This is a genomic window from Leclercia sp. W17, assembly GCF_003336325.1.
Taxonomy (GTDB): Bacteria; Pseudomonadota; Gammaproteobacteria; order Enterobacterales; family Enterobacteriaceae; genus Enterobacter.
Genome location: NZ_CP031101.1, coordinates 345,950 through 371,963, shown reverse-complemented (window position 1 = coordinate 371,963; position 26,014 = coordinate 345,950). Strand labels below are relative to the sequence as shown.

The window sequence follows — 26,014 nt, the reverse complement described above, 5'->3', positions numbered from 1 at the left end:
ACGTATTACCGCAGCCGGACCTTTCTAATAGTTACGCTTGCTGGCAATCAGCAATAGCGCCAAGAACGACATCGTGCGGCACACCGCCACGAACTTCACTCTTTCCGATTGCAAGCGGGAGTACCAGACGCATCTCGCCTGCTAATACTTTTTTATCACGCATCATGTGCGGCAAATAGGCCTGCGCTGACATTTCGCGCGGCCCCGTCACCGGTAACCCGGCACGCTCAAGCAACGTGATAATGCGTTGTGTATCCGCCTTGCTGAACTGACCCAGACGCTCCGAGGTGCGAGCGGCCATCACCATCCCCGCCGCCACGGCCTCGCCATGCAGCCAGTTACCGTAGCCCATTTCGGCTTCGATAGCATGCCCGTAGGTGTGCCCCAGATTCAGTAAAGCACGTAAGCCTGTTTCGCGCTCGTCTGCGGCAACCACTTCTGCTTTCAGTTCACAACAACGGCGAATACAGTACGCCATCGCCTGACCATCCAGGCGCAATAAGGCGTCCATATTCTCTTCAAGCCAGCTAAAGAACTCGCCATCCAGAATAATGCCGTACTTGATCACTTCCGCCAGGCCAGATGCCAGCTCGCGCTTCGGCAGCGTTTGCAGACAGTCGAGATCCACCACCACCGACGCGGGCTGATAGAACGCGCCAATCATGTTTTTGCCAAGCGGATGGTTTACGGCGGTTTTGCCGCCAACAGAAGAGTCAACCTGCGACAACAGCGTGGTCGGAATCTGAATAAAACGAACGCCACGCTGATAGCTTGCCGCCGCAAACCCCGTCAGATCGCCAACAACACCGCCGCCTAATGCCAGCAGTGTTGTGTCGCGACCGTGTGGTTTTTGCAGTAATGCGGTGAAGACGGTATCAAGTACCGTCAGGCTTTTATACTGCTCGCCATCAGGCAGAATCACACTGTCGACCTTCACGCCAGCCTGTTCAAGCAGCTGACGTACGCGGTCGAGATAAAGCGGAGCCAGCGTCTCATTGGTGACCAGCATTGCCTGATCACCCGCTTTCAGTGGTAAGAAGGAAGCTGGGTCGTTAAACAAACCAGCCGCGATAGTGATAGGGTAACTCCGTTCACCGAGAGTGACTGTAATCCTCTCCATAGCGCGACATCCACCTTAAATACTTTTTACCCGCAGGCGAGTATATATAAAGCCAGAATCAGTTGCTTTCCAGCATATGAATAATCTGGTTTGCGACCACTTTAGCGCTCTGATCGTCTGTGCGAATGGTAACGTCAGCAATCTCTTCGTACAGGGGATTGCGTTCATCAGCCAGCGCTTCCAGAACTTCACGTGGAGGCGTCTCAACCTGCAGCAACGGGCGTTTTTTATCACGCTGCGTACGCGCCAGTTGTTTTTCGATGGTCGTTTCGAGATAGACCACGACACCGCGGGCGGAGAGACGGTTGCGAGTTTCGCGAGATTTTACAGAGCCGCCGCCGGTAGCCAGCACAATGCCCTGTTTTTCCGTAAGTTCATTGATAACTTTTTCTTCTCGGTCACGGAAACCCTCTTCGCCTTCTACATCGAAGACCCAGCCCACATCAGCTCCGGTTCGTTTCTCAATCTCTTGATCAGAATCGTAAAATTCCATATTGAGTTGTTGAGCTAACTGGCGCCCAATAGTGCTTTTGCCGGCACCCATAGGCCCAACCAGAAAGATATTGCGTTTCTCTGCCATTTTTTCGGTACTACTAAGACTATTCGTTAATGGTAAACCCGCTTCGCCGACACCTGGCGTAACAGGACATGAACTGAAACCTCATATGCGATAGAGCGAGAGTCAGACTAAAAATTATCTCAATACTCCAGCTTGTTTGGCAACAGAATAAATCACCCTGCTTGCCGCTTAAGTTGTTAAGGTGTGAGATTGAGTAGGCTGATTCTCAAATCGGTACTCCTTGTATGCTAATTAATGCCCCACGTCAAACATCTGCAACAAACAGAATGCAAAATCACGTGGGGCGTTGCCGCATATCAGGAGGTCGTAACCAGACGAGGGGTGATAAAAACCACTAATTCCCGGCGCTCGTTGTCTTTACCCTGATGGCGAAAAAACTGCCCCAGGATGGGGATACGGCTCAAGCCTGGCACATTTTCACTCCCGCTTTTATGTCTCTGAGAAAAAATTCCGCCTAAGGCCAGCGTTTCACCACTTTTGACCTCTACCTGGGTTTCGATCTCCTGTTTGTCTATCGTCATGGTTTCACTGTCGGCCTGTTTCAGCACCTGGCCCGGGCTGTTCTCGCTGATGCGCAGCTTCAGGCGTACACGTCCGTTGGCCAGCACCACCGGAGTCACCTCCATGCCCAGCACCGCCTCTTTAAATTCCACCGACGTCGCGCCGCTCTCTCCGCTGGAGACCTGGTAGGGAATTTCACTCCCCTGTTTAATGCTGGCAGGCTGCATGTGCGACGCCAGCAGACGCGGGCTGGCAATAATATCCACCTGCTGTTTTTGTTCCAGGGCGGAAAGCTCAATGTCCAGCAACCGGCCATTAATCCGGCCGATAGTGAAACCCACCTGCGTAGTGGCGTTGATCACCGCAAGATCGCTGTTGAGTATCGTCAGCTCTCCGGGCTTACCAGGCTGCTGCGCCTGCGCCAGGCTCCACTTCACGCCCAGCTCCCGCAGGCTTTTTTCACTCATGCTGACAATGTGTGCCGCCAACTCGACCTGGGCTACCGGCAGATCCATCTGCTCCACCCAGTGCTGTAACGCATCCAGCGCAGCCCGGCTGTCGCGCACCAGCAGACGGTTAGTGCGTTTGTCCACCGCAAGGCTGCCTTTTGGGCTGAGGAGCTTTTCGGCAGCCTGCCTGAGATCGCCCGCATCCGCATAGGAGAGAGAAAAACTGCGCGCCTCCAGCGGCACACTGAGCTGACGCTTAGCGCGCTCCGCCTCTTTTCTGGCCTGCTGTTGCTGTTGCCAGGCGGCGCTGTGGATATAAAAGATGCCCTCCTGCTGGCGCATCACCAGCCCGGCGCTGGTCACCACCGTCTGTATCGCCTGTAACCAGGGCACCTTTTGCAGACGCAAAGAGACATTGCCGCTCACGTCTGGTGCAATAATCATATTGCGGTTCTCCTGCTCCGCCAGGGCCTGCAGAAGCTGGGCGACCGGCACATCATCCACGACCAGATTCACGGCCAACGGTTCCGCTGCCAGCGTCTGGCCGCCGATCAGTAGTAATGCCACCATCCCTCTTTTCATCCTGTTTCGTTCCTTGTCGTTGCCATCGCCATAACGGCGGTTCACACGCCTCAGACGTGTCGATGACCAACTACTTTTCATTCAGCACCCTTACCTGCCAGCCCTGGGGCAGCGTGTCGCCGCGACGCACCCGCAACCAGCGGGACTTTTCATCCCTGACGATGCCTACCGGCACCGCGCCGGATACTAGCCCGGCATAACGCCACTGGCTCAGGGCTGCGTTGGGGCAGCGTGACACCGGAGCCTGAAACGGATCGCGCATGCCGAGAAGAAGCGGCAGCAGAAGCAGTACGCCACGGCTAACCCGCATTCTGGCGCTCCAGTTGCAGGGTGAGGCGCAGCTTTTGCTGTTCTGGCTGGAGCGTAAAACGCGCCACCGCCACATCGCGTTGGGCGAGAGTGGCAAACAGCCCGGGTATCTGCCCCCATACCGCCTCGACCACCAGTTCGCCTCCCGCATTGACGGGCTGCCAGCGCACCATGTGTAGCTCACCGGTATCGAACTCCAGCGGTGAAAAGGGGCGCAACGCCACGGACGATGGCGCCTCCTCAACGGGCGAGAGCTTACGCACCGCGGTCCATAAGCGGCCGTTGATCGCCGCGTCACGCGCGTGCTGAGCCTGGTGCGTGGCGAGCTGTTGCTGCTGCATGCGTAGCTGCCCCCCGAGCACACAGAGCAGCATCAGCCCTGAGCTGAGGCCCCAGCACAGCCAGCGCCAGCGCGGGGACAACCCGTACCAGATGTCAGGAGGGATCCGCATCAGCCTCCTCCTTGCGGGTCAGCGCCCAGCTAAATTGCCAGCGCCCCTGTGCGTCCTGGCGCATCTCGCCGGGCGTGGTAGGGGTAAACCCCGGCAGCTGGCGTAGCGCCGTCTCCAGCGCCGCAAGCGCCGGTAACGTGGCGGCGGATCCACTCAGGGAGAGCGTGGAGTGCTGGAAACGAAGCTGCGCCAGCCATGCCTGCTCCGGCAGGGCGCGGGCCAGGGCGATGAGGATCGTCTGCCAGGCCTCCGTCTGCGCTTTTTTTTGCGCCCAAATCTGCTGTTGCTGGCGCTGAACAATACGCGCCGTCCACTGCTTTTGCCGCTGCGCCAGCGCCTGCCTCAGCGCCACATCGCTGGCCTGTCGCTGCGCGAAAACCTGCGCCTGCAGCGGGGCGTCGGCCCGCCGGGCGGTCCAGAGCCCCAGCGTTACCAGCAGCGAGCCGGTGAACAGCAAGCCCCAGAAGCGCAGGCAGTGGCGTTTTTGTTGCTGACGCCACGGCAGCAGGTTGGCCGCGCTCATCGCGCATAGCCTTCCGTCGCCAGCGCTAACGCCAGTGCGACGCTAAAATCCGCGCCATTTTCAGGCAGCGGCGGTTGCCGGTGGGACAACACGTTCCAGGGGTCGAAACTGCGCATATCGCAGCAGGCGATCTCCTCAACCCCTAGCGCCAGCAGGGCTGCAAGGCTTTCAACATCGGGCGCCTCCGCCAGCCCACGCCTGCCCCACTGGTGACGCATTGCCCATAGCCATTGATCCCGATCGCGCCAGGCAACGCACTGGGCAGGCGCGTGTACAAAAGGCAGAAAATGGGCCAGCGCCCCGGCATCGGGTGTGATCGCAGTCAGCCGCAGACGCAACACCCGGGCCAGATCTAGCAGCGTGGCGATCTCTTTATTTTGTGCCGCGGTAACCTGATACCCCTGGCTGAACGTATCTTCCGCATAATCAAAACGCAGGGCATCGGATGCCATCTCCAGCTCGCGGCTCAAGGCCGCGCCAATCCAGGCCGTCTCTTCGCTGTCGCGCAGGGTTATCGCCGGGCGCGGAAAGGTGCGTTGCAGGGTGCGTGCGGCCGGAAAGGCGAGAAGTACCTGATGCTGATAAGGCAGCCATTGCCGCCACTCGCGCAGCGCTGCAGCCAGTTGTTCGGGCTGAAGAATTTGCCCGTCGCGGATAATGCCCTCCGCCAGGGGGAGCTGCCACCAGCGGCGCAGCCCCCAGCCCGACTTTCTGCGTACCAGCGCGACGGCCAGTACCTTATCCTGTTGAATATGAACGCCTGTTCGCCATGTTTTAAATACCATGTTTCACGATCTCCTTATCGTCCGGGGGGATAACGGCTATATCAATGCTACAGGCTTGCCTTTATACTACCGCGCGATTGTTTAGAAACTGCCCAGTTCAAACTAAATGGGAAATCTCCAGTGAAGTTCGTAAAGTATTTATTGATCCTTGCAGTCTGTTGCATTCTGCTTGGAGCAGGCTCGATTTTTGGTTTGTACAAATATATTGAGCCGCAACTGCCTGATGTCGCTACGCTTCGTGACGTACGCCTTCAGATCCCGATGCAGGTTTATAGCGCCGACGGCGAGCTGATTGCCCAGTACGGCGAAAAGCGGCGTATCCCGCTGACGCTGAATCAAATTCCGCCAGTAATGGTGAAAGCCTTTATTGCCACAGAAGATAGCCGCTTTTATGAGCACCACGGCGTCGACCCGGTGGGGATTTTCCGTGCCGCAAGCGTGGCGCTCTTCTCCGGCCATGCTTCGCAGGGGGCGAGTACCATCACCCAGCAGCTGGCGCGTAACTTCTTCCTGAGCCCTGAAAAAACGCTGATGCGTAAGATTAAGGAAGTGTTCCTGGCGATCCGCATTGAGCAGCTGCTGAATAAAGATGAGATCCTCGAGCTCTACCTCAACAAGATCTATCTCGGCTACCGCGCCTATGGCGTGGGTGCGGCGGCGCAGGTCTATTTCGGTAAATCCATCGAACAGCTGACCCTGAGTGAAATGGCGACCATCGCCGGTCTGCCGAAGGCGCCTTCCACCTTCAACCCGCTCTACTCGCTGGATCGCGCTACCGCACGTCGCAACGTGGTGCTGTCGCGTATGCTGAGCGAGGGCTATATCAGCCAGACGCAGTACGATCAGGCGCGCAGTGAGGTGATTGATGCCAACTATCACGCGCCGGAAATTGCCTTCTCCGCCCCCTATCTCAGCGAGATGGTTCGCCAGGAGATGGTCTCCCGCTACGGCGAACAGGCCTACGAGGATGGTTACCGCGTCTACACCACCATCAGCCGCAACATCCAGCAGGGCGCGCAGCAGGCGGTGCGTAACAACGTCATAGATTACGATATGCGCCACGGCTACCGCGGCCCGTCAAACGTGCTGTGGAAGGTGGGTGAATCCGCCTGGAGCAGTAAAAAAATCACCGACACCCTGAAGCCGCTTCCGGGCTATGGGCCCTTCGTGGCGGCGGTGGTGACCCAGGCCAATCCGCAGGAAGCCACGGCGATGCTCGCCGACGGCACCTCCGTGTCGCTGCGGATGGAAGGGGTACGCTGGGCACGTCCGTACCGCTCTGATACACAGCAGGGCGCGACGCCACGCAAAGTGACCGACGTCGTACAGGTGGGCCAGCAAATCTGGGTGCGCCAGGTTAACGACGCCTGGTGGCTGGGACAGATCCCGGACGTTAACTCGGCGTTGGTCTCTATCGACCCGCATAACGGTGCGGTTCTGGCGCTGGTGGGCGGCTTCGACTTCAATCAGAGCAAGTTTAACCGTGCCACTCAGGCGCTGCGTCAGGTCGGTTCCAATATCAAACCGTTCCTCTACACCGCGGCAATGGACAAGGGGCTGACCCTCGCCAGTATTCTCAATGACGTGCCAATCTCCCGCTGGGATGCCGGGGCCGGTTCCGACTGGCGGCCAAAAAACTCACCGGCAGAATACGCCGGCCCGATTCGCCTGCGTCAGGGACTGGGGCAGTCGAAGAACGTGGTGATGGTGCGCGCCATGCGTGCTATGGGCGTCGATTATGCGGCGGAGTATCTGCAGCGCTTCGGCTTCCCGGCGCAGAATATCGTGCATACCGAGTCGCTGGCGCTGGGCTCCGCGTCGTTTACCCCGCTACAGGTGGCCCGCGGTTATGCGGTGATGGCCAACGGCGGCTTCCTGGTCGATCCGTTCTTCATCAGCAAAATCGAGAACGATCAGGGCGGCGTACTGTTTGAGGCCAAGCCGAAGATCGCCTGCGCCGAGTGTGATATTCCCGTCATCTATGGCGATACGCCTAAGTCAGACGCGCTGAACAACCAGGACATGGAAGATGTCGCCATTTCACAGGAGCGGCAAAATGCGGCGGTGCCGATGCCACAGCTCCAGCAGGCGAACCAGGCGCTGGTCGCCCAGACTGGCGCTCAGGAGTACGCCCCGCACGTGATTAACACTCCGCTGGCGTTCCTGATCAAGAGCGCGCTGAACAGCAACATCTTTGGTGAACCGGGCTGGCAGGGTACAGGCTGGCGTGCCGGTCGTGATTTGCAGCGCAAGGATATTGGCGGCAAAACCGGCACCACCAACAGCTCCAAAGATGCCTGGTTCTCGGGTTATGGCCCGGGTGCGGTCACCTCGGTGTGGATCGGCTTTGACGATCACCGTCGTGATTTAGGGCGTACCACGGCCTCCGGGGCGATTAAAGATCAGATCTCCGGTTACGAGGGCGGAGCCAAAAGCGCGCAGCCCGCGTGGGATGCCTTTATGAAGATCGTTCTTGATGGCGTACCGGAAGAACCACTTACGCCACCGCCGGGCATCGTAACGGTCAATATCGATCGCTACAGCGGTCAGCTCGCTAACGGTGGTAACAGTCGTGAGGAGTATTTCATCGAAGGTACGCAGCCAACGCATCAGGTGGTGCATGAGGTGGGTACAACGTTGATAGATAACGGCGAAACGCAAGAGCTCTTCTGATATGTCTCCCCCCTTCCCGGTGGAGGGGGGAATTTTCCGCTATAGTCTTCCCTGCCCTTTCAGCCACTCCCGCACCAGAAACAGTGCGCTTACGTTCCGGGCTTCGTTAAAATCGGGCTCTTCCAGCAGATCCATCAGATGCGCCAGCGGCCAGCGTACCTGCGGCAGCGGCTCAGGTTCATCACCTTCCAGCGATTCAGGATAGAGATCTTCCGCCAGCACGATATTCATTTTGCTGGAGAAATAGGAGGGGGCCATGCTGAGCTTTTTCAGGAAAGTAAGCTCCTTCGCACCAAAGCCCACCTCTTCTTTCAGTTCACGGTTGGCGGCTTCATAAACCGACTCGCCGGGATCGATAAGTCCCTTGGAGAAGCCCAGCTCGTAAGATTCCGTTCCCACCGCGTATTCACGGATCAGGATCAGATGCTCGTCGACAATAGGCACAATCATGACGGCTTCGCGTGTGGAGGGACGCATACGCTCGTAGACGCGGCGCACGCCGTTACTGAACTCCAGATCCACGCTCTCAACGTTAAACAGCCGCGATTTGGCGACAGTCTCAACATTCAGGATGGTGGGCTTTTGTAAGGGTTTGCTCATTTTGACGGGTCTTTGCTGGGTGAACAGACCTCATTGTGCGATATGCCGCACGGTTTCGGCAATGTCCTTCGCGGTTTATTTACATTTATGCAACCTAATCAGATTCATTACGCATTTCAACACAAAAGTCAATAGGTTGAAATTATTCCAGGAATTTGCTGATATTCCGCCACGGTTGCCTTTGCTATCATCAGCGAACACTGGGATGCGCTTCAAATTGCTCAAGTTCAACGCCTTACATGCCGATAGCCAACCACAGACACGCATTCACTGTTAAAGGTGCTACTGACTACACCTGTAAGAAAAGTAAGATGGGGAAAGCATGAGCACCATTTTAATAATTATCGCTGCTATGCTGGCCTGCGCATTAATTGCAGGGTGGTGGTTCAGACGTCGATCGCAGCGTCGATATCGCCTGCCTTATCTCAACGCCTTTACCGGGGCGAGCACACGCAAACTCACCGCAGAAGAACGCAGCGCGATTGAGCAATATCTCGAGTCGTTTAACCGCATCCAGCAAATGCCTGCAACAGGCGCCAGCGCGGCTCCGGTCTCGTTAAGCCTGAATGCCGAGAGCAATACCGTGCTCTGCCTGACGCGCTCCATTACCCGCTATGGCATTACCACAGACGATCCCAATAAATGGCGCTACTACCTCGACTCCGTCGAAGTGCATCTGCCGCCGTTCTGGGAGCAGTACATCAATGACGAAAACAGCGTTGAGCTGATCCACACCGACGCTATCCCGCTGGTGATTACCCTGAACGGCCACTCCATCGCCGAGTATGTCCAGGAAGCGCCGCATCTGGCGCTGGAACACGTCAGCTCAACCCAGGCGTCAATTCGTGGCGAAGAGACAGAGCAGATCGAACTGCTGAACATTCGTCAGGAGACCCACGAAGAGTATGCCCTCAGCCGCCCGGATGGCATTCGTGAAGCGCTGCTGATTGTCGCCGCCTTCCTGCTGTTCTTCTTCTGCCTGCTGAGTCCGGATGTTTTTGTCCCCTGGCTTGCTGGTGGCGGCGTGCTGCTGCTGGCGGCGGGTTTATGGGGATTATTTGCCCCGCCAGCGAAAAACGCGCTGCGTGAGATCCACTGCCTGCGCGGGACGCCAAAGCGCTGGGGTCTCTTTGGCGAGAACGATCAGGATCACGTCAACAACATCTCAATGGGCATTATTGACCTGATCTACCCGCGCCACTGGCAGCCGTGGCTGGCCCAGGATTTAGGGCAAAAGACCGATGTTGATATCTATCTGGACAGGCATGTGGTGCGCCAGGGACGTTATTTATCCCTGCATGACGAGGTGAAAAACTTCCCGCTGCAGCACTGGTTGCGCAGCACGGTGATTGCCGGTGGCGCCGGGCTGGTGCTGGCAATGCTGATTTTCCTCGTACCGCTGGATATGCCGATCAAATTTACCCTGTCGTGGATCAAAGGCGCCCAGACCATCGAGGCCACCAGCGTTGGGGAGCTTGAAAACGCCGGGGTGCGCGTCGGCGATACGCTGAATCTGAAGGGAACGGGGATGTGTAATATCCACGCGCCGGGCAACTGGAACGCCCGCCAGAGCTCGCCTTTTGCCCCCTTTGACTGCTCGCAGCTGATCTGGAATGACGCAGCCCCGCTGCCGCTGCCGGAATCAGACATTGTTAACAAAGCCACGGCGCTGACCCAGGCCCTGAGCCGCCAGCTCCATCCTCAACCGGAAGATGTTACGCGCGTTAGCCCGGCGTTACGCTCCGCCATTCAGAAATCGGGCATGATCCTGCTGGATGATTTTGGCGATATCGTACTGAAGACCCAGGAGCTGTGCGCGGAGGCGGATGAGTGCGTCAGGCTGAAGAACGCGCTGGTGAACCTCGGCAACAGCAAAGACTGGGAAGCGCTGGTGAAACGTGCCACGACTGGTCGTCTTGATGGTGTTAACGTCCTGCTGCGTCCGGTGAGCGCCGAGTCGCTGGAAAACCTGGTCGCCACCTCTACCGCGCCATTCGTTATGCGCGAAACCTCACGTGCCGCGCAGGCGCTTAACAGCCCGGCTCCCGGCGGCTTTGTGATCGTCAGCGATGAAGGCAGCGATCTGGTCGATCAGCCCTACCCGCCAGTGGCGCTGTATGACTACCCGGCGCAGGAGCAGTGGGGAGAGTTTCAGCGACTGGCGCAGATGCTGATGCGCACGCCGTTCAGCGCCGAAGGAATTGTGACGAGCATCTTTACCGATGCCAATGGCACCCGCCATATTGAGCTGCACCGCATACCGGATAGCGCCGTTTTATGGCGTTACATTGCCACCTCGCTGCTGATGCTGGCGATGGTAGTGTGCATTATCTGGAACGGCGTGATGGCGTTACGCCGCTACCAGCGCTCGCGCACCCGCCTGGCGGAGATCCAGCAGTACTACGAAAATTGCCTCAATCCGAAGCTGGTTCCTACCCCTGAGAGCCTGATCGGATAACCTCTGTGCGCGACCAGATATGCTACCCTGTCGCGCACGTTTTTTCTGGCTGGAGTATTCCCCATGCATCTTGATATCGCCTGGCAGGAGGTTGATACCGTCCTGCTGGATATGGACGGCACGCTGCTGGACCTCGCGTTTGATAACTACTTCTGGCAAACACTGGTGCCGGAAACCTACGGCGAGCAGCAAGGGATCACCCCGCTGGAGGCGCAGGAATTCATACGCCAGCAATATACCGCCGTACAACATACGCTAAACTGGTACTGTCTGGACTACTGGAGCGAACGCCTTGGTCTGGATATTTGTGCCATGACCACCGCTCAGGGCCCGCGCGCCGTTTTGCGTGAAGATACCGTCCCCTTTCTGGACGCGCTCAAAGCCAGCGGCAAGCGGCGCATTTTGCTGACCAACGCACATCCGCATAATCTGGCGGTGAAGCTGGAACATACCGGACTGGGTTCACACCTTGATTTATTACTTTCCACCCACACATTTGGTTATCCGAAAGAGGATCAGCGTTTGTGGCAGGCGGTGGCAGAAGAGACCGGCCTGCAGCCAGAAAGAACGTTGTTCATTGATGACAGCGAACCCATTCTGGATGCGGCGGCAAAATTTGGCATTCGTTATTGCCTTGGCGTGACCAATCCTGATTCTGGCCTGGCTGAAAAAAGCTATCTGCGACATCCGGGGCTGAACGACTACCGCCGGATGATCCCCTCACTCACCGTGAAGGAGAAGCCATGAAAGAGAAACCCTCCGAAGGAGTAAGACTGGATAAATGGTTATGGGCTGCCCGCTTTTACAAAACGCGCGCCCTCGCCCGCGAAATGATTGAAGGCGGCAAGGTGCATTACAACGGGCAGCGCAGCAAACCGAGCAAGCTCGTGGAGCTGAACGCCACCCTGACCCTGCGTCAGGGCAACGACGAACGGACGGTGATCGTGAAAAACATCACCGAACAACGTCGCCCGGCAGTGGAAGCCAGCACCCTGTACGAAGAGACGGCAGAAAGCGTGGAGAAACGCGAAAAGATGGCGCAGGCGCGAAAGCTGAATGCCCTGACCATGCCGCATCCTGACAGACGCCCTGACAAGAAAGAACGTCGCGATCTGATTAAATTTAAAAATGGCGAGAATGAGTGATTCTTGCTGAACGAGAGATGACTATGGCCCAACACGACCAATTACACCGCTATCTGTTTGAACAATTTGCCGTTCGCGGCGAGCTGGTTACCGTATCCGAAACCTGGAAACAGATCCTGGAAAACCACAACTACCCGCTGCCGGTGAAAACCGTGCTGGGCGAGCTGCTGGTCGCGACCAGCCTGCTGACTGCGACCCTGAAATTTGCCGGTGACATCACCGTGCAGCTGCAGGGTGATGGCCCGATGAGCCTGGCGGTAATCAACGGCAACAACCAGCAGCAGATGCGCGGCGTGGCGCGCGTACAGGGCGAGATCCCTGAAAACGCAGACCTGAAAACGCTGGTGGGCAATGGCTACCTGGTCATCACTATCTCCCCGGAAGAGGGCGAGCGCTATCAGGGGGTCGTCGGTCTGGAAGGCGACACGCTGGCAGCCTGCCTGGAAGACTACTTCCTGCGCTCCGAACAGCTGCCGACGCGCCTGTTTATCCGTACCGGCGAAGTCGACGGCCAGCCGTGTGCCGGCGGGATGCTGCTGCAGGTGCTGCCAGCCCAGAACGCGCAGGCAGATGATTTCGATCACCTGGCCACTCTGACCGAAACCATCAAAGCCGAAGAGCTGTTCACCTTACCGGCGAACGAAGTGCTGTGGCGTCTGTATCACGAAGAAGAGGTAACGCTCTACGATCCGCAGGATGTTGAGTTCAAGTGCACCTGTTCCCGTGAACGCTGCGCGGGCGCCCTGAAAACACTGCCGGATGAAGAGATTGACAGCATCCTGGCGGAAGATGGCGAAATCGACATGAACTGCGACTACTGCGGTTCTCACTACGTCTTTAACGCAATGGACATTGCCGAGATCCGCAACAACGCCTCCCCGGCCGATCCGCAGCTGCACTAAGTTCTGCCGTTAACTGCCCTCTTGAGGGGGCAGTTAACCTTTTCCCCCTCCCCTACTCATTAATTTCATTCACTATTTACCCCAATCTGCTGAATCGTTATCAGTAATGTAAGTCTTTCGTAATTTTCTTTCATGTATGCGCTTACATTCACATTCTCGCAGTTTAATTTATCGCTCATTAACCTTTTCGGAACATTTTCCCCAACCGAAAAGTGATTCCTGCCATAATCTGCACCGCAAAGTGACAGGAGTCACAGCGTTTTCCGTCATAAAGGGTTTTTGTCCAGATACGCAAATCTATGAGCCCGGTCGCGGTTAACATTCGAAGAAAACCCCTACAATTTCAGGCAGTATAAATTGGCTAAGGAGCAGTGATATGCGTGTTAATGGTTTAACCCCGCAAGATCTCAAGGCTTATGGTATCAACGACGCTCGCGATATCGTCTATAACCCTGATTACGAGACGCTTTATCAGGAAGAGCTCAATCCAGCACTCGAAGGATACGAGCGCGGTATATTGACGACGACCGGCGCTATCGCTGTCGACACCGGTATCTTTACCGGCCGTTCGCCGAAAGATAAGTACATTGTTCGTGACGACACCACCCGCGACACCCTGTGGTGGGCCGATCACGGCAAAGGGAAGAACGACAACAAAGCGATCTCCCCTGAAATCTGGCAGCATCTGAAATCCCTCGTCACCCAACAACTTTCCGGTAAACGTCTGTTCATCATCGACGCTTACTGCGGTGCCAACGCCGATACCCGCCTTTCCGTTCGTTTTATCACTGAAGTCGCCTGGCAGGCCCATTTCGTGAAGAACATGTTCATTCGCCCGACCGAAGAAGAGTTACAGAGCTTCGAGCCTGACTTTGTGGTGATGAACGGTGCGAAATGCACCAACCCGCAGTGGAAAGAGCAGGGACTGAACTCGGAAAACTTTGTCGCCTTTAACCTGACGGAGCGTATCCAGCTTATCGGCGGCACCTGGTACGGCGGCGAAATGAAGAAAGGGATGTTCTCGGTGATGAACTACCTGCTGCCGTTAAAAGGCATTGCCTCCATGCACTGCTCGGCGAACGTGGGCGAGAAAGGCGACGTGGCGGTCTTCTTTGGCCTCTCCGGCACCGGTAAAACCACCCTCTCCACCGATCCGAAACGCCGCCTGATTGGCGATGACGAGCACGGCTGGGATGACGACGGCGTGTTTAACTTCGAAGGCGGTTGCTACGCCAAGACCATTCGTCTGTCAGCTGAGGCGGAGCCGGATATCTTCCAGGCGATCCGTCGTGATGCGCTGCTGGAGAACGTAACGGTACGCGCTGATGGCACGGTCGATTTTGACGATGCGTCAAAAACGGAAAACACCCGCGTCAGCTACCCGATCTACCACATCGACAATATCGTTAAGCCAGTGTCAAAAGCGGGCCACGCGACCAAGGTGATCTTCCTCACCGCCGACGCGTTTGGTGTGCTGCCGCCAGTTTCACGCCTTACCGCCAGCCAGACGCAGTATCACTTCCTCTCCGGGTTTACCGCCAAGCTGGCCGGTACCGAACGGGGTGTGACTGAGCCGACGCCAACCTTCTCCGCCTGCTTCGGCGCAGCCTTCCTGTCACTGCACCCGACGCAGTACGCCGAAGTGCTGGTGAAACGCATGCAGGCCTCTGGCGCCCAGGCGTATCTGGTCAACACCGGTTGGAACGGCACTGGCAAACGTATCTCCATCAAAGATACCCGCGCCATTATCGACGCCATTCTGAATGGTTCGCTGGATGATGCGGAAACCTTCACCCTGCCGATGTTCGATCTGGCAATCCCGACCGAACTGCCGGGCGTGGATACGCATATCCTTGACCCGCGTAACACCTACGGATCCCCTGAACAGTGGCGTGAGAAAGCAGAAACGCTGGCGAAGCTCTTTATTGAAAACTTCGAGAAGTATACCGATACCCCGGCGGGTGAAGCGCTGGTGAGTGCAGGGCCTAAGCTGTAGAGACTGTGCCGGGTGGCGCTGCGCTTACCCGGCCTACAACACCCCAGAACGTAGGCCGGGTAAGGCGAAGCCGCCACCCGGCATTTTTTTAACTCTCTTTCACCTGCCCGCGCGGAAACGGAACCGGCAGCCAGGCGCGGATACTCAACCCACCCCGTTCGCTGGTGCCAATCTCCAGCAGACCGTTATGGTTATCCACAATACGCTGCACAATCGCCAGCCCTAAACCGGTACCGCTGGTGCTGCGCGCGCTGTCGCCGCGCACAAACGGCTGGAACAGGTGTTTGCGCTGCTCCGGTTTGATCCCCGGGCCGTCATCTTCCACCTGGAACCAGGCGCGACTCAGCTCGGAGCCGCTGCTGACCTTGATCCAGCCATTGCCGTACCGGGCAGCATTCACCACCATATTCGCCACGGCGCGCTTAATGGAGAGCGGGTGCATCCGTACGGTGATATCGCCCGGCTGCAGATCGGTTTCGATCTCACGCTCGTAGCCGCTTTCGGCCGCCACCACTTCACCCAGCACCGCGTTCAGATCCGCCATCTCCATCGGCATCTCCTGCCCGGTGCGCAGGTAGTCAATGAACTGCTCGATAATGGCGTTGCACTCTTCGATGTCCTTGTTGATGGACTCCGCCAGGTAGCCATCTTCCTCGCCCATCATTTCGGTCGCCAGACGAATACGCGTTAACGGGGTGCGCAGATCATGACTGACGCCAGCCATCAGCAGGGTACGGTCATCCGCCAGTTGTTTCACCCCCGCCGCCATATGGTTGAACGCGCGGGTAACGGAACGCACTTCCGACGCGCCATATTCACGCAGCGGAGGCGGAATAATCCCTTTACCGACCTGGAGCGCCGCATGCTCCAGGTCGACCAGCGGTCGGTTCTGGATGCGGATAAACAGCCACGCCCCGCCTATCGCCAGCAGCATGATCGCCAGGGTGTAGCGGAACAGCGGCGAGAAGTCGCCCTGATGGATTTCGGTGAGCGGCACGCGCACCCAGATATTGGGTGAGAGCCAGGTTTTCAGCCAGACCACCGGCGAGCTTTTGTTGACCTCAACGCGCACTTCCGTTGGGCCGCCCAGCTGCTGCGCCATCTGCTGACTTAAAAATTCATAGTGTTGTGCCCAACGCAGGCCTGCGTCTTCCGCCGCTTCGTTAGAGTAGAGCGATATCCCCAGCTCACGGTAGATTTCACGGCGAAACGCAGGGGGGACCACCAGCTGCGTGCCATCTTCCAGCTGCAGTTTATCGGTCATCAGCATACGCACTTCGTAGGCCAGGACCTTATTAAACTGCTGGAGGCTCGGTAGGATCGCAAAGTTCAGCACCACCAGATAGGTCGTCACCAGGCTGACAAACAGCAGGGTGACGATCAGTAACAGGGTGCGGGCAAACGAGCTTCGCGGCGAAAAACGCATTCGCCTCATGCTTTAGAGCCGTCCGGGACAAACACGTAGCCCAGACCCCAGACGGTCTGGATATAGCGCGGATGCGCCGGATCCTCTTCCACCATGCGGCGCAGGCGGGAGATCTGTACGTCGATGGAACGCTCCATCGCGGAGTATTCACGACCACGGGCCAGGTTCATCAGCTTATCGCGAGACAGCGGCTCGCGCGGGTGGCTGACCAGCGCTTTCAGGACCGCGAACTCGCCGCTGGTGAGCGGCATCGGCTCATCTTCGCGGAACATCTCGCGGGTGCCGAGATTCAGCTTGAACTTACCGAAGGCGATCACCGCCTCTTCCTGCGACGGTGCGCCAGGCAGTTCGTTCGCCTGACGGCGCAGTACGGCACGGATACGCGCCAGCAGCTCACGCGGGTTAAACGGTTTTGGAATGTAGTCGTCGGCGCCAATTTCCAGACCCACGATACGGTCAACTTCTTCCCCTTTCGCCGTCACCATAATGATCGGCATTGGGTTGCTTTGGCTGCGCAGACGACGGCAGATAGAGAGGCCATCTTCGCCTGGCAGCATCAGATCCAGCACCATCAGGTGGAAGGATTCACGGGTCAGCAGGCGATCCATCTGTTCGGCGTTAGCCACGCTACGAACCTGGAAGCCCTGCTCGGTCAGATAACGCTCAAGGAGCGCACGGAGGCGCATGTCGTCATCCACCACCAGAATCTTATAATTCTCTTGCATTGTCAGTACTCCCAAAGGTTCGGATAATCTTGAACAGCGTATTCTAAAAAAGTGCGCGCCCACGACCAGCTAATTCTGGTATAAATTCTAGTCGAAATTGTTACAAAGCATATTTAACAGCAGCTTATATGTACATTCCATCACATAACTCATTATTAATCCTCTCTGTTAAGATAAGTGATACGTAATGTGCGCAAGGTAAGCAACCTCGTCGTAAGGCAAAAGAATGAAAACGCCCCTGATCACCCGCGAAGGGTATGAAAATCTGAAGAAAGAGCTGGACACCCTGTGGCGGGAAGAGCGCCCGGAAGTGACGAAAAAAGTGACCTGGGCGGCAAGTCTCGGCGACCGCAGTGAGAATGCCGACTACCAGTACAACAAAAAGCGGCTGCGCGAAATCGACCGCCGGGTGCGTTATCTGACCAAATGCCTGGAGAACCTGAAAATCGTCGACTATTCCCCGCAGCAGGAGGGCAAAGTCTTCTTCGGCGCATGGGTGGAAATTGAAAACGACGACGGCGATCTCAAGCGCTTTCGTATCGTCGGCTACGATGAAATTTTTGGTCGTAAGGATTACATCTCCATCGATTCCCCAATGGCCCGCGCGCTGCTGAAAAAAGAGGTGGGCGATCTGGCTATCGTCCAGACCCCGGCGGGAGAAGCCAGCTGGTATGTAAATGAAATCGAGTACGTAAAATAGTCCTGGAGCGCCCTCCGCGACTGGCATTTTGCTGTGCCAGTCCGTATAACTATCCCCTGATTTTTGACCCACAAGATGAAATAGCCATGATGAAAGATTCGCTCTGCCGCATTATTGCGGGTGAACTTCAGGCAAGGGCTGAACAGGTAGAAGCTGCCGTTCGCCTGCTTGATGAAGGGAACACCGTGCCGTTTATTGCACGTTATCGTAAGGAAGTCACCGGCGGTCTGGATGATACGCAGCTGCGTAACCTGGAAACCCGCCTTGGCTATCTCCGTGAGCTGGAAGAGAGGCGCCAGGCGATTCTGAAATCCATCGGCGAACAGGGCAAGCTGACCAGCGATCTGGAAAAAGCCATTAATGGCACCCTGAGCAAAACCGAGCTGGAAGACCTCTATCTTCCCTATAAACCTAAGCGCCGAACCCGCGGGCAGATTGCCATCGAAGCAGGCCTGGAGCCGCTGGCCGATCTGCTGTGGAATGAGCCCTCGCACGACCCGGAAACCGAAGCCGCGAAATTTATCGATGCCGATAAAGGCGTGGCCGACACCAAAGCCGCCCTTGATGGCGCACGCTACATCCTGATGGAGCGCTTCGCCGAAGATGCTGCCCTGCTGGCAAAAGTGCGTGATTACCTGTGGAAGAACGCCCATATCGTCTCCACCGTGGTCAGCGGCAAAGAGGAAGAAGGGGCGAAATTCCGCGACTACTTCGATCACCATGAACCGATTTCAACCGTGCCTTCTCACCGCGCGCTGGCGATGTTCCGCGGCCGCAACGAGGGCATTTTGCAGCTCTCCCTGAACGCCGACCCGCAGTTCGACGAGCCGCCGAAAGAGAGCCACGGCGAGCAGATCATCACCGATCATCTCGGTCTGCGCCTGAACAACGCCCCGGCAGACAGCTGGCGCAAAGGGGTGGTGAGCTGGACCTGGCGTATCAAGGTGCTGATGCATCTCGAAACCGAACTGATGGGCACCGTGCGCGAACGCGCCGAAGACGAGGCGATCAACGTCTTTGCCCGTAACCTGCACGACCTGCTGATGGCTGCCCCTGCTGGCCTGCGCGCCACCATGGGTCTCGATCCGGGTCTGCGTACCGGCGTGAAGGTCGCCGTGGTGGATGGCACCGGCAAGCTGGTGGCCACCGATACCATTTATCCGCATACCGGTCAGGCGGCAAAAGCGGCGACGGTTGTTGCGGCGCTGTGCGAGAAGTACAACGTGGAGCTGGTGGCGATCGGTAACGGCACCGCCTCCCGCGAAACCGAGCGTTTCTTCCTCGATCTGCAAAAGCAGTTCCCGAAAGTGACCGCCCAGAAGGTGATTGTCAGCGAAGCGGGTGCATCCGTGTACTCGGCCTCCGAGCTGGCGGCACAGGAGTTCCCGGATCTTGATGTTTCCCTGCGTGGGGCGGTCTCTATCGCCCGCCGCCTGCAGGATCCACTGGCGGAGCTGGTGAAGATCGACCCGAAATCCATCGGTGTGGGCCAGTACCAGCATGATGTCAGCCAGACCCAGCTGGCGCGTAAGCTGGACGCGGTGGTGGAAGACTGTGTGAACGCCGTGGGCGTTGACCTTAACACCGCCTCCGTTCCCCTGCTGACCCGCGTGGCGGGCTTAACCCGTATGATGGCGCAGAATATCGTCGCCTGGCGTGATGAGAACGGTCAGTTCCAGAACCGCCAGCAGCTGCTGAAGGTGAGTCGTCTGGGGCCGAAAGCGTTTGAGCAGTGCGCCGGCTTCCTGCGTATTAACCACGGCGACAACCCGCTGGATGCCTCCACCGTTCACCCGGAAGCCTACCCGGTGGTCGAACGCATTCTGGCCGCTACCCAGCAGGCGCTGAAGACGCTGATGGGCAACAGCAGTGAGCTGCGTAACCTGAAAGCCGTTGACTTCACCGATGAAAAATTCGGTGTGCCGACCGTGACCGACATCATCAAAGAGCTGGAAAAACCTGGCCGCGACCCGCGTCCGGAGTTCAAAACCGCGCAGTTTGCGGAAGGCGTCGAGACGATGAACGACCTGCTGCCGGGCATGGTGCTGGAAGGCGCAGTCACCAACGTCACCAACTTTGGCGCGTTTGTGGACATCGGCGTGCATCAGGACGGCCTGGTGCATATCTCCTCCCTGGCCGACAAGTTCGTGGAAGATCCGCATACCGTGGTGAAAGCTGGCGACATCGTGAAGGTGAAAGTGCTGGAGGTGGATCTGCAGCGCAAGCGTATCGCCCTCACCATGCGTCTGGACGAGCAGCCTGGCGAAACCAACGCCCGTCGTGGCGGCGGTAATAGCGAGGCACGTCAGCAGCGTCCGGCGGCGAAACCGCGCGGGCGTGAAGCACAGCCATCCGGCAACAGCGCGATGATGGATGCGCTGGCGGCGGCGATGGGTAAAAAGCGTTAATTGTTGTGCCCTCTCCTCTTTGGGGAGAGGGTTTATTATTTGTTATTTTTATTTTCATTAAGCAGCAAATATAAAACTCCTCATCAGCACTTTATTAACAAATAATCCACCCGCCTCCGCCGTAAATATTGAGCAAGGTCAACCAGGCTGCAAATTAATAGCGCCATGCACATTCCGTCACATATTTAATATTGATGATAGAAACCATTCTCATTACCATTGTGCCTGTTGGTTATTTAACCTCTCGTTAAGTAGGCACTATGCAATTCACTCCAGACAGCGCGTGGAAGATCACCGGCTTCACCCGCGAAATCAGCCCGGCCTATCGCCAGAAGCTGCTCTCTTTAGGGCTACTTCCCGGCTCCGCATTCCACGTTGTGCGCGTGGCTCCGCTGGGCGATCCGGTACATATCGAAACCCGACGGGTGAATCTGGTTCTGCGTAAGAAAGATCTCGCATTAATAGAAGTTGAAGCTCTGTCTCAATAAAACGCCAGCTCTCGTAGCGAGTCTGAAAAAATGAAAAAATTAACCATTGGCTTAATTGGCAATCCCAATTCCGGCAAGACAACGTTATTTAACCAGCTTACCGGCGCTCGTCAGCGCGTCGGTAACTGGGCGGGCGTCACGGTCGAGCGTAAAGAGGGTCAGTTTACGACCATCGACAATCAGGTCACCCTCGTCGATCTGCCCGGCACCTACTCGTTAACCACTATCTCCTCCCAAACCTCGCTCGATGAGCAGATCGCCTGCCACTATATTTTGAGCGGCGACGCCGACCTGCTGATCAACGTGGTGGACGCCTCGAACCTCGAGCGAAACCTCTACCTGACGCTGCAACTGCTGGAGCTGGGTATTCCCTGCGTGGTGGCGCTGAACATGCTCGATATTGCGGAAAAACAGCAGATCCGCATCGACGTCGACGCCCTCTCCGCCCGTCTGGGTTGCCCGGTAGTGCCGCTGATCTCAACCCGCGCCCGCGGAATCGATGCCCTGAAGATCGCCATTGACCGCCACAGCCGTAACGCTGAGGTGGAGCTGGTGCACTACGCCCAGCCGCTGCTGCGTGAAGCCGGGATCCTCGCAAAAGCAATGGCGCACAGCATGCCGTTCAGGCTGCGCCACTGGCTCGGCCTGCAAATGCTGGAAGGCGATATCTACAGCCGCGCCTATGCCGGTGATGCCGCCCACCAGCTGGATGCCTCTCTGGCACGGTTGAATGACGAGCTGGACGACCCTGCCCTGCATATTGCCGATGCCCGCTATCAGAGCATTGCCGCCATTTGCGACGTGGTCAGCAATGCCCTCACCGCCGAGCCAAGCCGCTTTACCCGTGCGATGGACACGGTGATCCTCAACCGCTTCCTCGGTCTGCCGGTCTTCCTGCTGGTGATGTATGTGATGTTCCTGCTGGCCATCAACATTGGCGGCGCGCTGCAGCCGCTGTTTGACGTCGGCTCCGTCGCCATCTTTATTCACGGCATTCAGTGGCTGGGCTATACGCTGCATCTGCCGGAATGGCTGACTATCTTCCTCGCCCAGGGGCTGGGCGGCGGGATCAACACCGTCCTGCCGCTGGTGCCGCAGATCGGCATGATGTATCTGTTCCTCTCTTTCCTGGAAGACTCTGGCTACATGGCCCGCGCCGCCTTCGTGATGGATCGTCTGATGCAGGCCCTCGGCCTGCCGGGCAAATCGTTCGTGCCGCTGATTGTCGGCTTCGGCTGCAACGTGCCATCGGTAATGGGAGCGCGCACGCTGGATGCGCCGCGCGAACGGCTGATGACCATCATGATGGCGCCGTTTATGTCCTGCGGCGCACGTCTGGCGATCTTCGCGGTGTTTGCCGCCGCCTTCTTCGGTCAGGAGGGGGCCCTGGCGGTCTTCTCGCTCTACGTGCTGGGCATTGTGATGGCGATCCTCACCGGCCTGATGCTCAAGCACACCATCATGCGTGGTGAGGCGACCCCGTTCGTGATGGAGCTGCCGGTTTACCACGTTCCGCACCTGAAAAGTCTGCTGATCCAGACCTGGCAGCGGCTGAAGGGCTTTGTGCTGCGCGCGGGCAAAGTGATTGTGGTGGTCAGCATCTTCCTCAGCGCGCTCAACAGCTTCTCCCTGAACGGCAAGGCGGTAGACAATATTGACGACTCCGCCCTGGCCTCCGTCAGCCGCGTTATCACCCCGCTGTTCAAGCCGATTGGCGTACACGAGGACAACTGGCAGGCTACCGTCGGGCTGTTCACTGGCGCAATGGCGAAAGAGGTGGTGGTGGGTACGCTGAACACCCTCTACACCGCCGAAAATATTCAGGAAGCCGCATTTAACCCGGCCGATTTCCACCTCGGCGACGAACTGGTCAGCGCCGTGGATGAAACCTGGCAGAGCCTGAAAGAGACCTTCAGCCTGAGCGTTCTGGCGAACCCGATTGAAGCCAGCAAAGGCGACGGGGAGATGGCGAGCGGCGCCATGGGCGTGATGAGCGAGAAGTTTGGCAGCGCCTCGGCGGCCTATAGCTACCTGATCTTCGTTCTGCTCTACATTCCGTGCATTTCGGTCATGGGGGCCATCGCCCGCGAATCAAGCCGCGGCTGGATGGGCTTTTCGGTGCTGTGGGGGCTGAACATCGCCTACTCGCTGGCGACGGTCTACTACCAGACGGTCAATTTCAATCAGCATCCGCAGTACAGCCTGGTCTGCATCCTGGCAGTGGTGCTGTTTAACGTGGTGGTAATCGGGCTGTTACGCCGGGCCCGCAGCCGTGTGGACGTTAATCTGCTGGCGAAAGGCAAAACCGCGGCGGCCTGCTGTGAAAGTCCGGTAAGCGACTGTCATTAGGAGGCGGCATGGCATCGTTAATTGAAGTACGTGATTTACTGACGTTACAGGGAAGAATGGAGGCCACCCAGCTTAGCCAGATGCTGCATACCCCGCAGGCGATGATCGAGGCCATGCTGCAACGTCTTGAGGCGATGGGCAAAGCGAAGCGGATTCAGGAAGATGCCGACGGCTGCTTAACCAGAAGCTGTAAAAGCTGCCCCGAAGGAAAAGCCTGCCTCAGGGAGTGGTGGGCGCTGCGTTAAGCGTGAATAAAGCCGGGCAACTCTGCCCGGCTTTGTGCAATTATTTGTAGACTTCTGCGGTCGCGCGGATGTCTTTCGAATCTTTGTTGGCGCTGGTGACGACAAAGTATTTACCGCCCATCTCATCCGCTTTCTGTGAAAGCTCTTTTCGCGCATCCATTGGCGCGGTGGTGTCAGACGTAGAGATATGGCCAACTTTCGTCAAATTCATCTCTTTGACTTTGTCTTTCTGGATCTCTTCCGCCGCCATAACACCAAAAGAGAGTGATCCAATAACCAGAGAAGCAACAATACCTGTGACAAGTTTCATAGTCATGACTCCCAAAGATGATTGTAATTTTGATTATCGAACGCGGGATAACCGCAACGATATATTGAGTATTGTTGCGGTACGTCACTTTTTCCAGCGGGAACAGAAAATAATCAGTTTAAACGGCGACTTAAGGCCATCAGCGCCGCGCAAAACTCGTCGGAGTGAGAGATGAAGGGCGCATGCGCCGCTTTGGCGATGATCAGGGCTTCGCTCTGCGGCCATTGCTCATCCAGTAGCGGCACTATCTTGCGCGGCACCAGCCCGTCCAGATAGCCATAAATACGCAGATGCGGTAGCGAAAGCGACGCCAGCGGCGTGCGCAGATCGGCCGTTTTCAGGATCTCCAGCCCGCCATTCAGCACCTCTACCTCCGGCATCGGCAATGACAGCACCGTGGTTTTCAGCGTGCGGGCATCCTGGCGCGCCGTTTCTGTGCCCATGGTTTGCAGGGCAAGAAAACGCTCTACCGTCCGCTGGAAATCATTGCTCAGCTGCTGCTGGAAACCGGCCAGCACTTCAGGTTTGATCCCCGGCCACTCCCCCTGAGCGCTAAAACAGGGGGAAGAGGCGACGGTCACCAGGGCCTGCACCCGCTCCGGGTGCGTCAGGGCAATCTGGCTCGCCACCAGCCCGCCCAGGCTCCAGCCGAGCCAGATCGCCCGATCCGGGGCCTGAGCCAGCACCTGCTCCGCCATCTCCTCAAACGTCATCGCGCCAAAATCACGGCTACGGCCAAAGCCCGGCAGATCCACCAGGTGCAGCGTAAAATGCGAGGCCAGTTCCTCACTGACGCAACGCCATACTTCGGCATTCAGCCCCCATCCGTGCAGCAGCACAAGATGACAATTTCCTGTCCCGACGGTCTGCCACCAAAGGTTGTTCATCGATTACTGTTCTCTTTTTTCACAAGGAGGTTGTCTATGCTAACAGTGCCTGGCTTGTGCTGGCTATGCCGGATGCCGCTGACCCTCGGCCATTGGGGAGTCTGTTCCGTATGTGAAAGGGGAATTGCCCCGCGGGGGAGCTGTTGCCCCCGGTGCGGCTTGCCGGCCATTCACCCTCACCTGCCCTGTGGGCGCTGCCTGCGTAAACCGCCGCCGTGGCAGGCACTGGTGGCGGTGTGCGGTTACAGGCCGCCGGTAAGTCTGCTTGTCCATCAGCTAAAATTTTCCCGCCGCAGCCAGCTGGCCCAGCCGCTGGCGAGGCTGTTACTGTTGGCGCTGTTGCGGGCCAGGCGCATCCACGGTTTACCGCGTGTAGATATGATGGTCAGCGTGCCGCTCTGGTCCCGGCGGCACTGGCGGCGCGGTTTTAACCAGAGTGACCTGCTCTGTCGCCCGCTGGCCCGCTGGTTAAACTGCCGCTATGTTCCCGACGCGCTTCGCCGCACCCGCGCGACCCCGGCCCAGCATCGGCTCAGCGCGCGACTGCGTAAACGCAACCTGCAGCACGCCTTTGCGCTTGAATTCCCGGTGGCAGGACGCCATATCGCTCTGGTGGATGATGTCGTGACAACAGGCGCTACCGTCGCGGAGCTCTCCCGCCTGCTTTTGCGAAGCGGCGCGGCGTCGGTTCAGGTATGGTGTCTGTGTCGAACCTTGTAGCGCCCTCAGGTTGGGCGTATTATACCCAGGTAATTTAGTCAACTATTAGGCCAATTCTATGATCCGTATTTCCGATGCTGCACAAGCGCACTTTGCCAAACTGCTGGCAAATCAGGAAGAAGGGACCCAGATCCGCGTATTCGTGATCAACCCGGGCACCCCGAATGCAGAATGCGGCGTCTCTTATTGCCCACCGGATGCTGTGGAAGCAACTGACACCGCCCTGAAATTTGAGCAGCTCACTGCCTATGTCGATGAGCTGAGCGCCCCGTATCTGGAAGATGCGGAAATTGATTTTGTCACCGACCAGCTGGGCTCGCAGTTAACCCTGAAAGCGCCAAACGCCAAAATGCGTAAAGTGGGCGATGACGCTCCGCTGATGGAGCGCGTTGAGTATCTGCTGCAGTCCCAGATCAACCCGCAGCTGGCGGGCCATGGCGGTCGCGTCTCCCTGATGGAGATCACCGAAGACGGTCTGGCGATTCTGCAGTTTGGCGGCGGCTGTAACGGCTGTTCCATGGTCGACGTCACCCTGAAAGAGGGGATCGAGAAGCAGCTGCTGAACGAGTTCCCGGAGCTGAAAGGCGTGCGCGATCTTACCGAACACCAGCGCGGCGAACACTCCTACTACTAAGTTTTTTCCGCTCTTTTTGCCCGGAACCGGCGCTGGATCCGGGCAAT

The 26,014-nt window shown here is 57.5% G+C and carries 24 protein-coding genes and 1 pseudogene; 13 read left to right on the top strand and 12 right to left on the bottom strand.

The genetic code is table 11. From position 1 onward, the window contains the following. Nucleotides 1-31: 31 nt before the first annotated feature. The 7 genes and pseudogenes from aroB to DVA44_RS01740 all read right to left on the bottom strand — a co-directional run bounded on the left by aroB (nt 32) and on the right by DVA44_RS01740 (nt 5,301). Nucleotides 32-1,120, bottom strand: coding sequence for a 3-dehydroquinate synthase (gene aroB, locus DVA44_RS01775; RefSeq protein WP_103177302.1), 1,089 nt, complete (start codon nt 1,118-1,120; stop codon nt 32-34). A 58-nt stretch (nt 1,121-1,178) separates the two neighbouring features. Continuing rightward, nucleotides 1,179-1,700, bottom strand: a complete 522-nt coding sequence (aroK, locus tag DVA44_RS01770) for a shikimate kinase AroK (protein WP_003861630.1) — start codon at nt 1,698-1,700, stop codon at nt 1,179-1,181. Between the two features lie 296 nt (nt 1,701-1,996). After that, complete coding sequence (hofQ, locus tag DVA44_RS01760) at nt 1,997-3,232, bottom strand: DNA uptake porin HofQ (protein ID WP_114385617.1); 1,236 nt, start codon at nt 3,230-3,232, stop codon at nt 1,997-1,999. Beyond that, nucleotides 3,147-3,494 (bottom strand): annotated as a pseudogene (locus tag DVA44_RS01755) (HofP DNA utilization family protein). Before DVA44_RS01755 ends, hofQ begins: the two are co-directional and overlap by 86 nt. Before the next feature lie 37 nt (nt 3,495-3,531). Then, nucleotides 3,532-3,993, bottom strand: a complete 462-nt coding sequence (locus DVA44_RS01750; protein ID WP_114385616.1) for a HofO — start codon at nt 3,991-3,993, stop codon at nt 3,532-3,534. Next, nucleotides 3,977-4,516: a PilN domain-containing protein gene (locus DVA44_RS01745; protein WP_114385615.1), complete on the bottom strand. Its 540-nt coding sequence runs from the start codon at nt 4,514-4,516 to the stop codon at nt 3,977-3,979. The genes DVA44_RS01750 and DVA44_RS01745 overlap by 17 nt, the downstream gene beginning before the upstream one ends. Continuing rightward, a complete protein-coding gene (locus tag DVA44_RS01740; RefSeq protein WP_114385614.1) occupies nt 4,513-5,301 on the bottom strand; it encodes a DNA utilization protein HofM in 789 nt (262 codons plus the stop codon). The genes DVA44_RS01745 and DVA44_RS01740 overlap by 4 nt, the downstream gene beginning before the upstream one ends. Before the next feature lie 120 nt (nt 5,302-5,421). On the opposite strand from DVA44_RS01740, the gene mrcA reads away from it, so the two are divergent. Continuing rightward, nucleotides 5,422-7,974: a peptidoglycan glycosyltransferase/peptidoglycan DD-transpeptidase MrcA gene (gene mrcA / locus DVA44_RS01735; RefSeq protein WP_103824811.1), complete on the top strand. Its 2,553-nt coding sequence runs from the start codon at nt 5,422-5,424 to the stop codon at nt 7,972-7,974. Between the two features lie 39 nt (nt 7,975-8,013). On the opposite strand, the gene nudE is transcribed toward mrcA, so the two are convergent. Continuing rightward, complete coding sequence (nudE, locus tag DVA44_RS01730) at nt 8,014-8,574, bottom strand: ADP compounds hydrolase NudE (RefSeq protein ID WP_039031517.1); 561 nt, start codon at nt 8,572-8,574, stop codon at nt 8,014-8,016. Nucleotides 8,575-8,896: 322 nt separating this feature from the next. On the opposite strand from nudE, the gene DVA44_RS01720 reads away from it, so the two are divergent. The 5 genes from DVA44_RS01720 (at nt 8,897) to pckA (ending at nt 15,075) form a co-directional block, all read left to right on the top strand. Further along, entirely contained in the window at nt 8,897-11,032 is a 2,136-nt protein-coding gene (locus DVA44_RS01720; protein WP_114385613.1) for an intracellular growth attenuator family protein, read from the top strand. 63 nt (nt 11,033-11,095) lie between these two features. Next, a complete protein-coding gene (gene yrfG / locus DVA44_RS01715) occupies nt 11,096-11,779 on the top strand; it encodes a GMP/IMP nucleotidase (protein ID WP_114385612.1) in 684 nt (227 codons plus the stop codon). Further along, nucleotides 11,776-12,177, top strand: coding sequence for a ribosome-associated heat shock protein Hsp15 (gene hslR / locus DVA44_RS01710; protein ID WP_103824808.1), 402 nt, complete (start codon nt 11,776-11,778; stop codon nt 12,175-12,177). Before yrfG ends, hslR begins: the two co-directional genes overlap by 4 nt. 23 nt (nt 12,178-12,200) lie before the next feature. After that, a complete protein-coding gene (gene hslO / locus DVA44_RS01705) occupies nt 12,201-13,079 on the top strand; it encodes an Hsp33 family molecular chaperone HslO (RefSeq protein WP_103824807.1) in 879 nt (292 codons plus the stop codon). A 376-nt stretch (nt 13,080-13,455) separates the two neighbouring features. Next, nucleotides 13,456-15,075, top strand: coding sequence for a phosphoenolpyruvate carboxykinase (ATP) (pckA, locus tag DVA44_RS01700; protein ID WP_114316516.1), 1,620 nt, complete (start codon nt 13,456-13,458; stop codon nt 15,073-15,075). An 88-nt stretch (nt 15,076-15,163) separates the two neighbouring features. Here pckA and envZ read toward each other — a convergent pair whose 3' ends face one another. Further along, nucleotides 15,164-16,510 carry a two-component system sensor histidine kinase EnvZ gene (gene envZ, locus DVA44_RS01690; protein WP_103824805.1) on the bottom strand — a complete coding sequence of 449 codons (1,347 nt, stop codon included), beginning with the start codon at nt 16,508-16,510 and terminating at the stop codon, nt 15,164-15,166. After that, nucleotides 16,507-17,226 (bottom strand): two-component system response regulator OmpR, encoded by a 720-nt coding sequence (gene ompR / locus DVA44_RS01685; protein WP_001157751.1) that lies wholly within the window; start codon nt 17,224-17,226, stop codon nt 16,507-16,509. The genes envZ and ompR overlap by 4 nt, the downstream gene beginning before the upstream one ends. A 226-nt stretch (nt 17,227-17,452) precedes the next feature. Between ompR and greB the strand changes: the two genes are divergently transcribed. The 5 genes from greB (at nt 17,453) to feoC (ending at nt 23,416) form a co-directional block, all read left to right on the top strand. Further along, complete coding sequence (gene greB, locus DVA44_RS01680) at nt 17,453-17,926, top strand: transcription elongation factor GreB (RefSeq protein ID WP_103177315.1); 474 nt, start codon at nt 17,453-17,455, stop codon at nt 17,924-17,926. A gap of 86 nt (nt 17,927-18,012) precedes the next feature. Next, entirely contained in the window at nt 18,013-20,334 is a 2,322-nt protein-coding gene (locus DVA44_RS01675) for a Tex family protein (protein WP_114385611.1), read from the top strand. Between the two features lie 260 nt (nt 20,335-20,594). Beyond that, complete coding sequence (gene feoA / locus DVA44_RS01670; protein WP_103824803.1) at nt 20,595-20,822, top strand: ferrous iron transporter A; 228 nt, start codon at nt 20,595-20,597, stop codon at nt 20,820-20,822. A 30-nt stretch (nt 20,823-20,852) separates the two neighbouring features. Next, complete coding sequence (gene feoB, locus DVA44_RS01665) at nt 20,853-23,171, top strand: Fe(2+) transporter permease subunit FeoB (protein ID WP_114385610.1); 2,319 nt, start codon at nt 20,853-20,855, stop codon at nt 23,169-23,171. An 8-nt stretch (nt 23,172-23,179) separates the two neighbouring features. After that, nucleotides 23,180-23,416: a [Fe-S]-dependent transcriptional repressor FeoC gene (gene feoC, locus DVA44_RS01660; RefSeq protein ID WP_114385609.1), complete on the top strand. Its 237-nt coding sequence runs from the start codon at nt 23,180-23,182 to the stop codon at nt 23,414-23,416. 40 nt (nt 23,417-23,456) lie between these two features. Here the strand turns inward: feoC and DVA44_RS01655 are convergent, their stop codons facing one another. Together DVA44_RS01655 and bioH are read right to left on the bottom strand one after the other, a co-directional pair. After that, the gene (locus DVA44_RS01655) at nt 23,457-23,726 is read right to left on the bottom strand and encodes a YdgH/BhsA/McbA-like domain containing protein (RefSeq protein ID WP_103177320.1); all 270 of its coding nucleotides are present in this window, start codon (nt 23,724-23,726) and stop codon (nt 23,457-23,459) included. A 113-nt stretch (nt 23,727-23,839) separates the two neighbouring features. Continuing rightward, entirely contained in the window at nt 23,840-24,613 is a 774-nt protein-coding gene (gene bioH / locus DVA44_RS01650; protein ID WP_114385608.1) for a pimeloyl-ACP methyl ester esterase BioH, read from the bottom strand. A gap of 36 nt (nt 24,614-24,649) precedes the next feature. On the opposite strand from bioH, the gene gntX reads away from it, so the two are divergent. After that, on the top strand, nt 24,650-25,333 hold the full coding sequence (gene gntX / locus DVA44_RS01645; protein ID WP_114385607.1) for a DNA utilization protein GntX: 684 nt from the start codon (nt 24,650-24,652) through the stop codon (nt 25,331-25,333). Nucleotides 25,334-25,391: 58 nt separating this feature from the next. Beyond that, nucleotides 25,392-25,967, top strand: coding sequence for a Fe-S biogenesis protein NfuA (nfuA, locus tag DVA44_RS01640; protein WP_103824797.1), 576 nt, complete (start codon nt 25,392-25,394; stop codon nt 25,965-25,967). Nucleotides 25,968-26,014 lie beyond the last annotated feature (47 nt).

What these genes read in the sequence shown, in the direction of transcription:
- envZ (WP_103824805.1), bottom strand. Translation starts at nt 16,510, where the DNA reads ATGAGGCGAATGCGTTTTTCGCCGCGAAGCTCGTTTGCCCGCACCCTG.
- nfuA (WP_103824797.1), top strand. Translation starts at nt 25,392, where the DNA reads ATGATCCGTATTTCCGATGCTGCACAAGCGCACTTTGCCAAACTGCTG.
- ompR (WP_001157751.1), bottom strand. Translation starts at nt 17,226, where the DNA reads ATGCAAGAGAATTATAAGATTCTGGTGGTGGATGACGACATGCGCCTC.
- greB (WP_103177315.1), top strand. Translation starts at nt 17,453, where the DNA reads ATGAAAACGCCCCTGATCACCCGCGAAGGGTATGAAAATCTGAAGAAA.
- nudE (WP_039031517.1), bottom strand. Translation starts at nt 8,574, where the DNA reads ATGAGCAAACCCTTACAAAAGCCCACCATCCTGAATGTTGAGACTGTC.
- yrfG (WP_114385612.1), top strand. Translation starts at nt 11,096, where the DNA reads ATGCATCTTGATATCGCCTGGCAGGAGGTTGATACCGTCCTGCTGGAT.
- aroB (WP_103177302.1), bottom strand. Translation starts at nt 1,120, where the DNA reads ATGGAGAGGATTACAGTCACTCTCGGTGAACGGAGTTACCCTATCACT.
- pckA (WP_114316516.1), top strand. Translation starts at nt 13,456, where the DNA reads ATGCGTGTTAATGGTTTAACCCCGCAAGATCTCAAGGCTTATGGTATC.
- bioH (WP_114385608.1), bottom strand. Translation starts at nt 24,613, where the DNA reads ATGAACAACCTTTGGTGGCAGACCGTCGGGACAGGAAATTGTCATCTT.
- gntX (WP_114385607.1), top strand. Translation starts at nt 24,650, where the DNA reads ATGCTAACAGTGCCTGGCTTGTGCTGGCTATGCCGGATGCCGCTGACC.
- DVA44_RS01720 (WP_114385613.1), top strand. Translation starts at nt 8,897, where the DNA reads ATGAGCACCATTTTAATAATTATCGCTGCTATGCTGGCCTGCGCATTA.
- hslO (WP_103824807.1), top strand. Translation starts at nt 12,201, where the DNA reads ATGGCCCAACACGACCAATTACACCGCTATCTGTTTGAACAATTTGCC.
- feoA (WP_103824803.1), top strand. Translation starts at nt 20,595, where the DNA reads ATGCAATTCACTCCAGACAGCGCGTGGAAGATCACCGGCTTCACCCGC.
- hofQ (WP_114385617.1), bottom strand. Translation starts at nt 3,232, where the DNA reads ATGAAAAGAGGGATGGTGGCATTACTACTGATCGGCGGCCAGACGCTG.
- feoB (WP_114385610.1), top strand. Translation starts at nt 20,853, where the DNA reads ATGAAAAAATTAACCATTGGCTTAATTGGCAATCCCAATTCCGGCAAG.
- hslR (WP_103824808.1), top strand. Translation starts at nt 11,776, where the DNA reads ATGAAAGAGAAACCCTCCGAAGGAGTAAGACTGGATAAATGGTTATGG.
- DVA44_RS01740 (WP_114385614.1), bottom strand. Translation starts at nt 5,301, where the DNA reads ATGGTATTTAAAACATGGCGAACAGGCGTTCATATTCAACAGGATAAG.
- DVA44_RS01750 (WP_114385616.1), bottom strand. Translation starts at nt 3,993, where the DNA reads ATGCGGATCCCTCCTGACATCTGGTACGGGTTGTCCCCGCGCTGGCGC.
- DVA44_RS01675 (WP_114385611.1), top strand. Translation starts at nt 18,013, where the DNA reads ATGATGAAAGATTCGCTCTGCCGCATTATTGCGGGTGAACTTCAGGCA.
- DVA44_RS01655 (WP_103177320.1), bottom strand. Translation starts at nt 23,726, where the DNA reads ATGAAACTTGTCACAGGTATTGTTGCTTCTCTGGTTATTGGATCACTC.
- feoC (WP_114385609.1), top strand. Translation starts at nt 23,180, where the DNA reads ATGGCATCGTTAATTGAAGTACGTGATTTACTGACGTTACAGGGAAGA.
- DVA44_RS01745 (WP_114385615.1), bottom strand. Translation starts at nt 4,516, where the DNA reads ATGAGCGCGGCCAACCTGCTGCCGTGGCGTCAGCAACAAAAACGCCAC.
- aroK (WP_003861630.1), bottom strand. Translation starts at nt 1,700, where the DNA reads ATGGCAGAGAAACGCAATATCTTTCTGGTTGGGCCTATGGGTGCCGGC.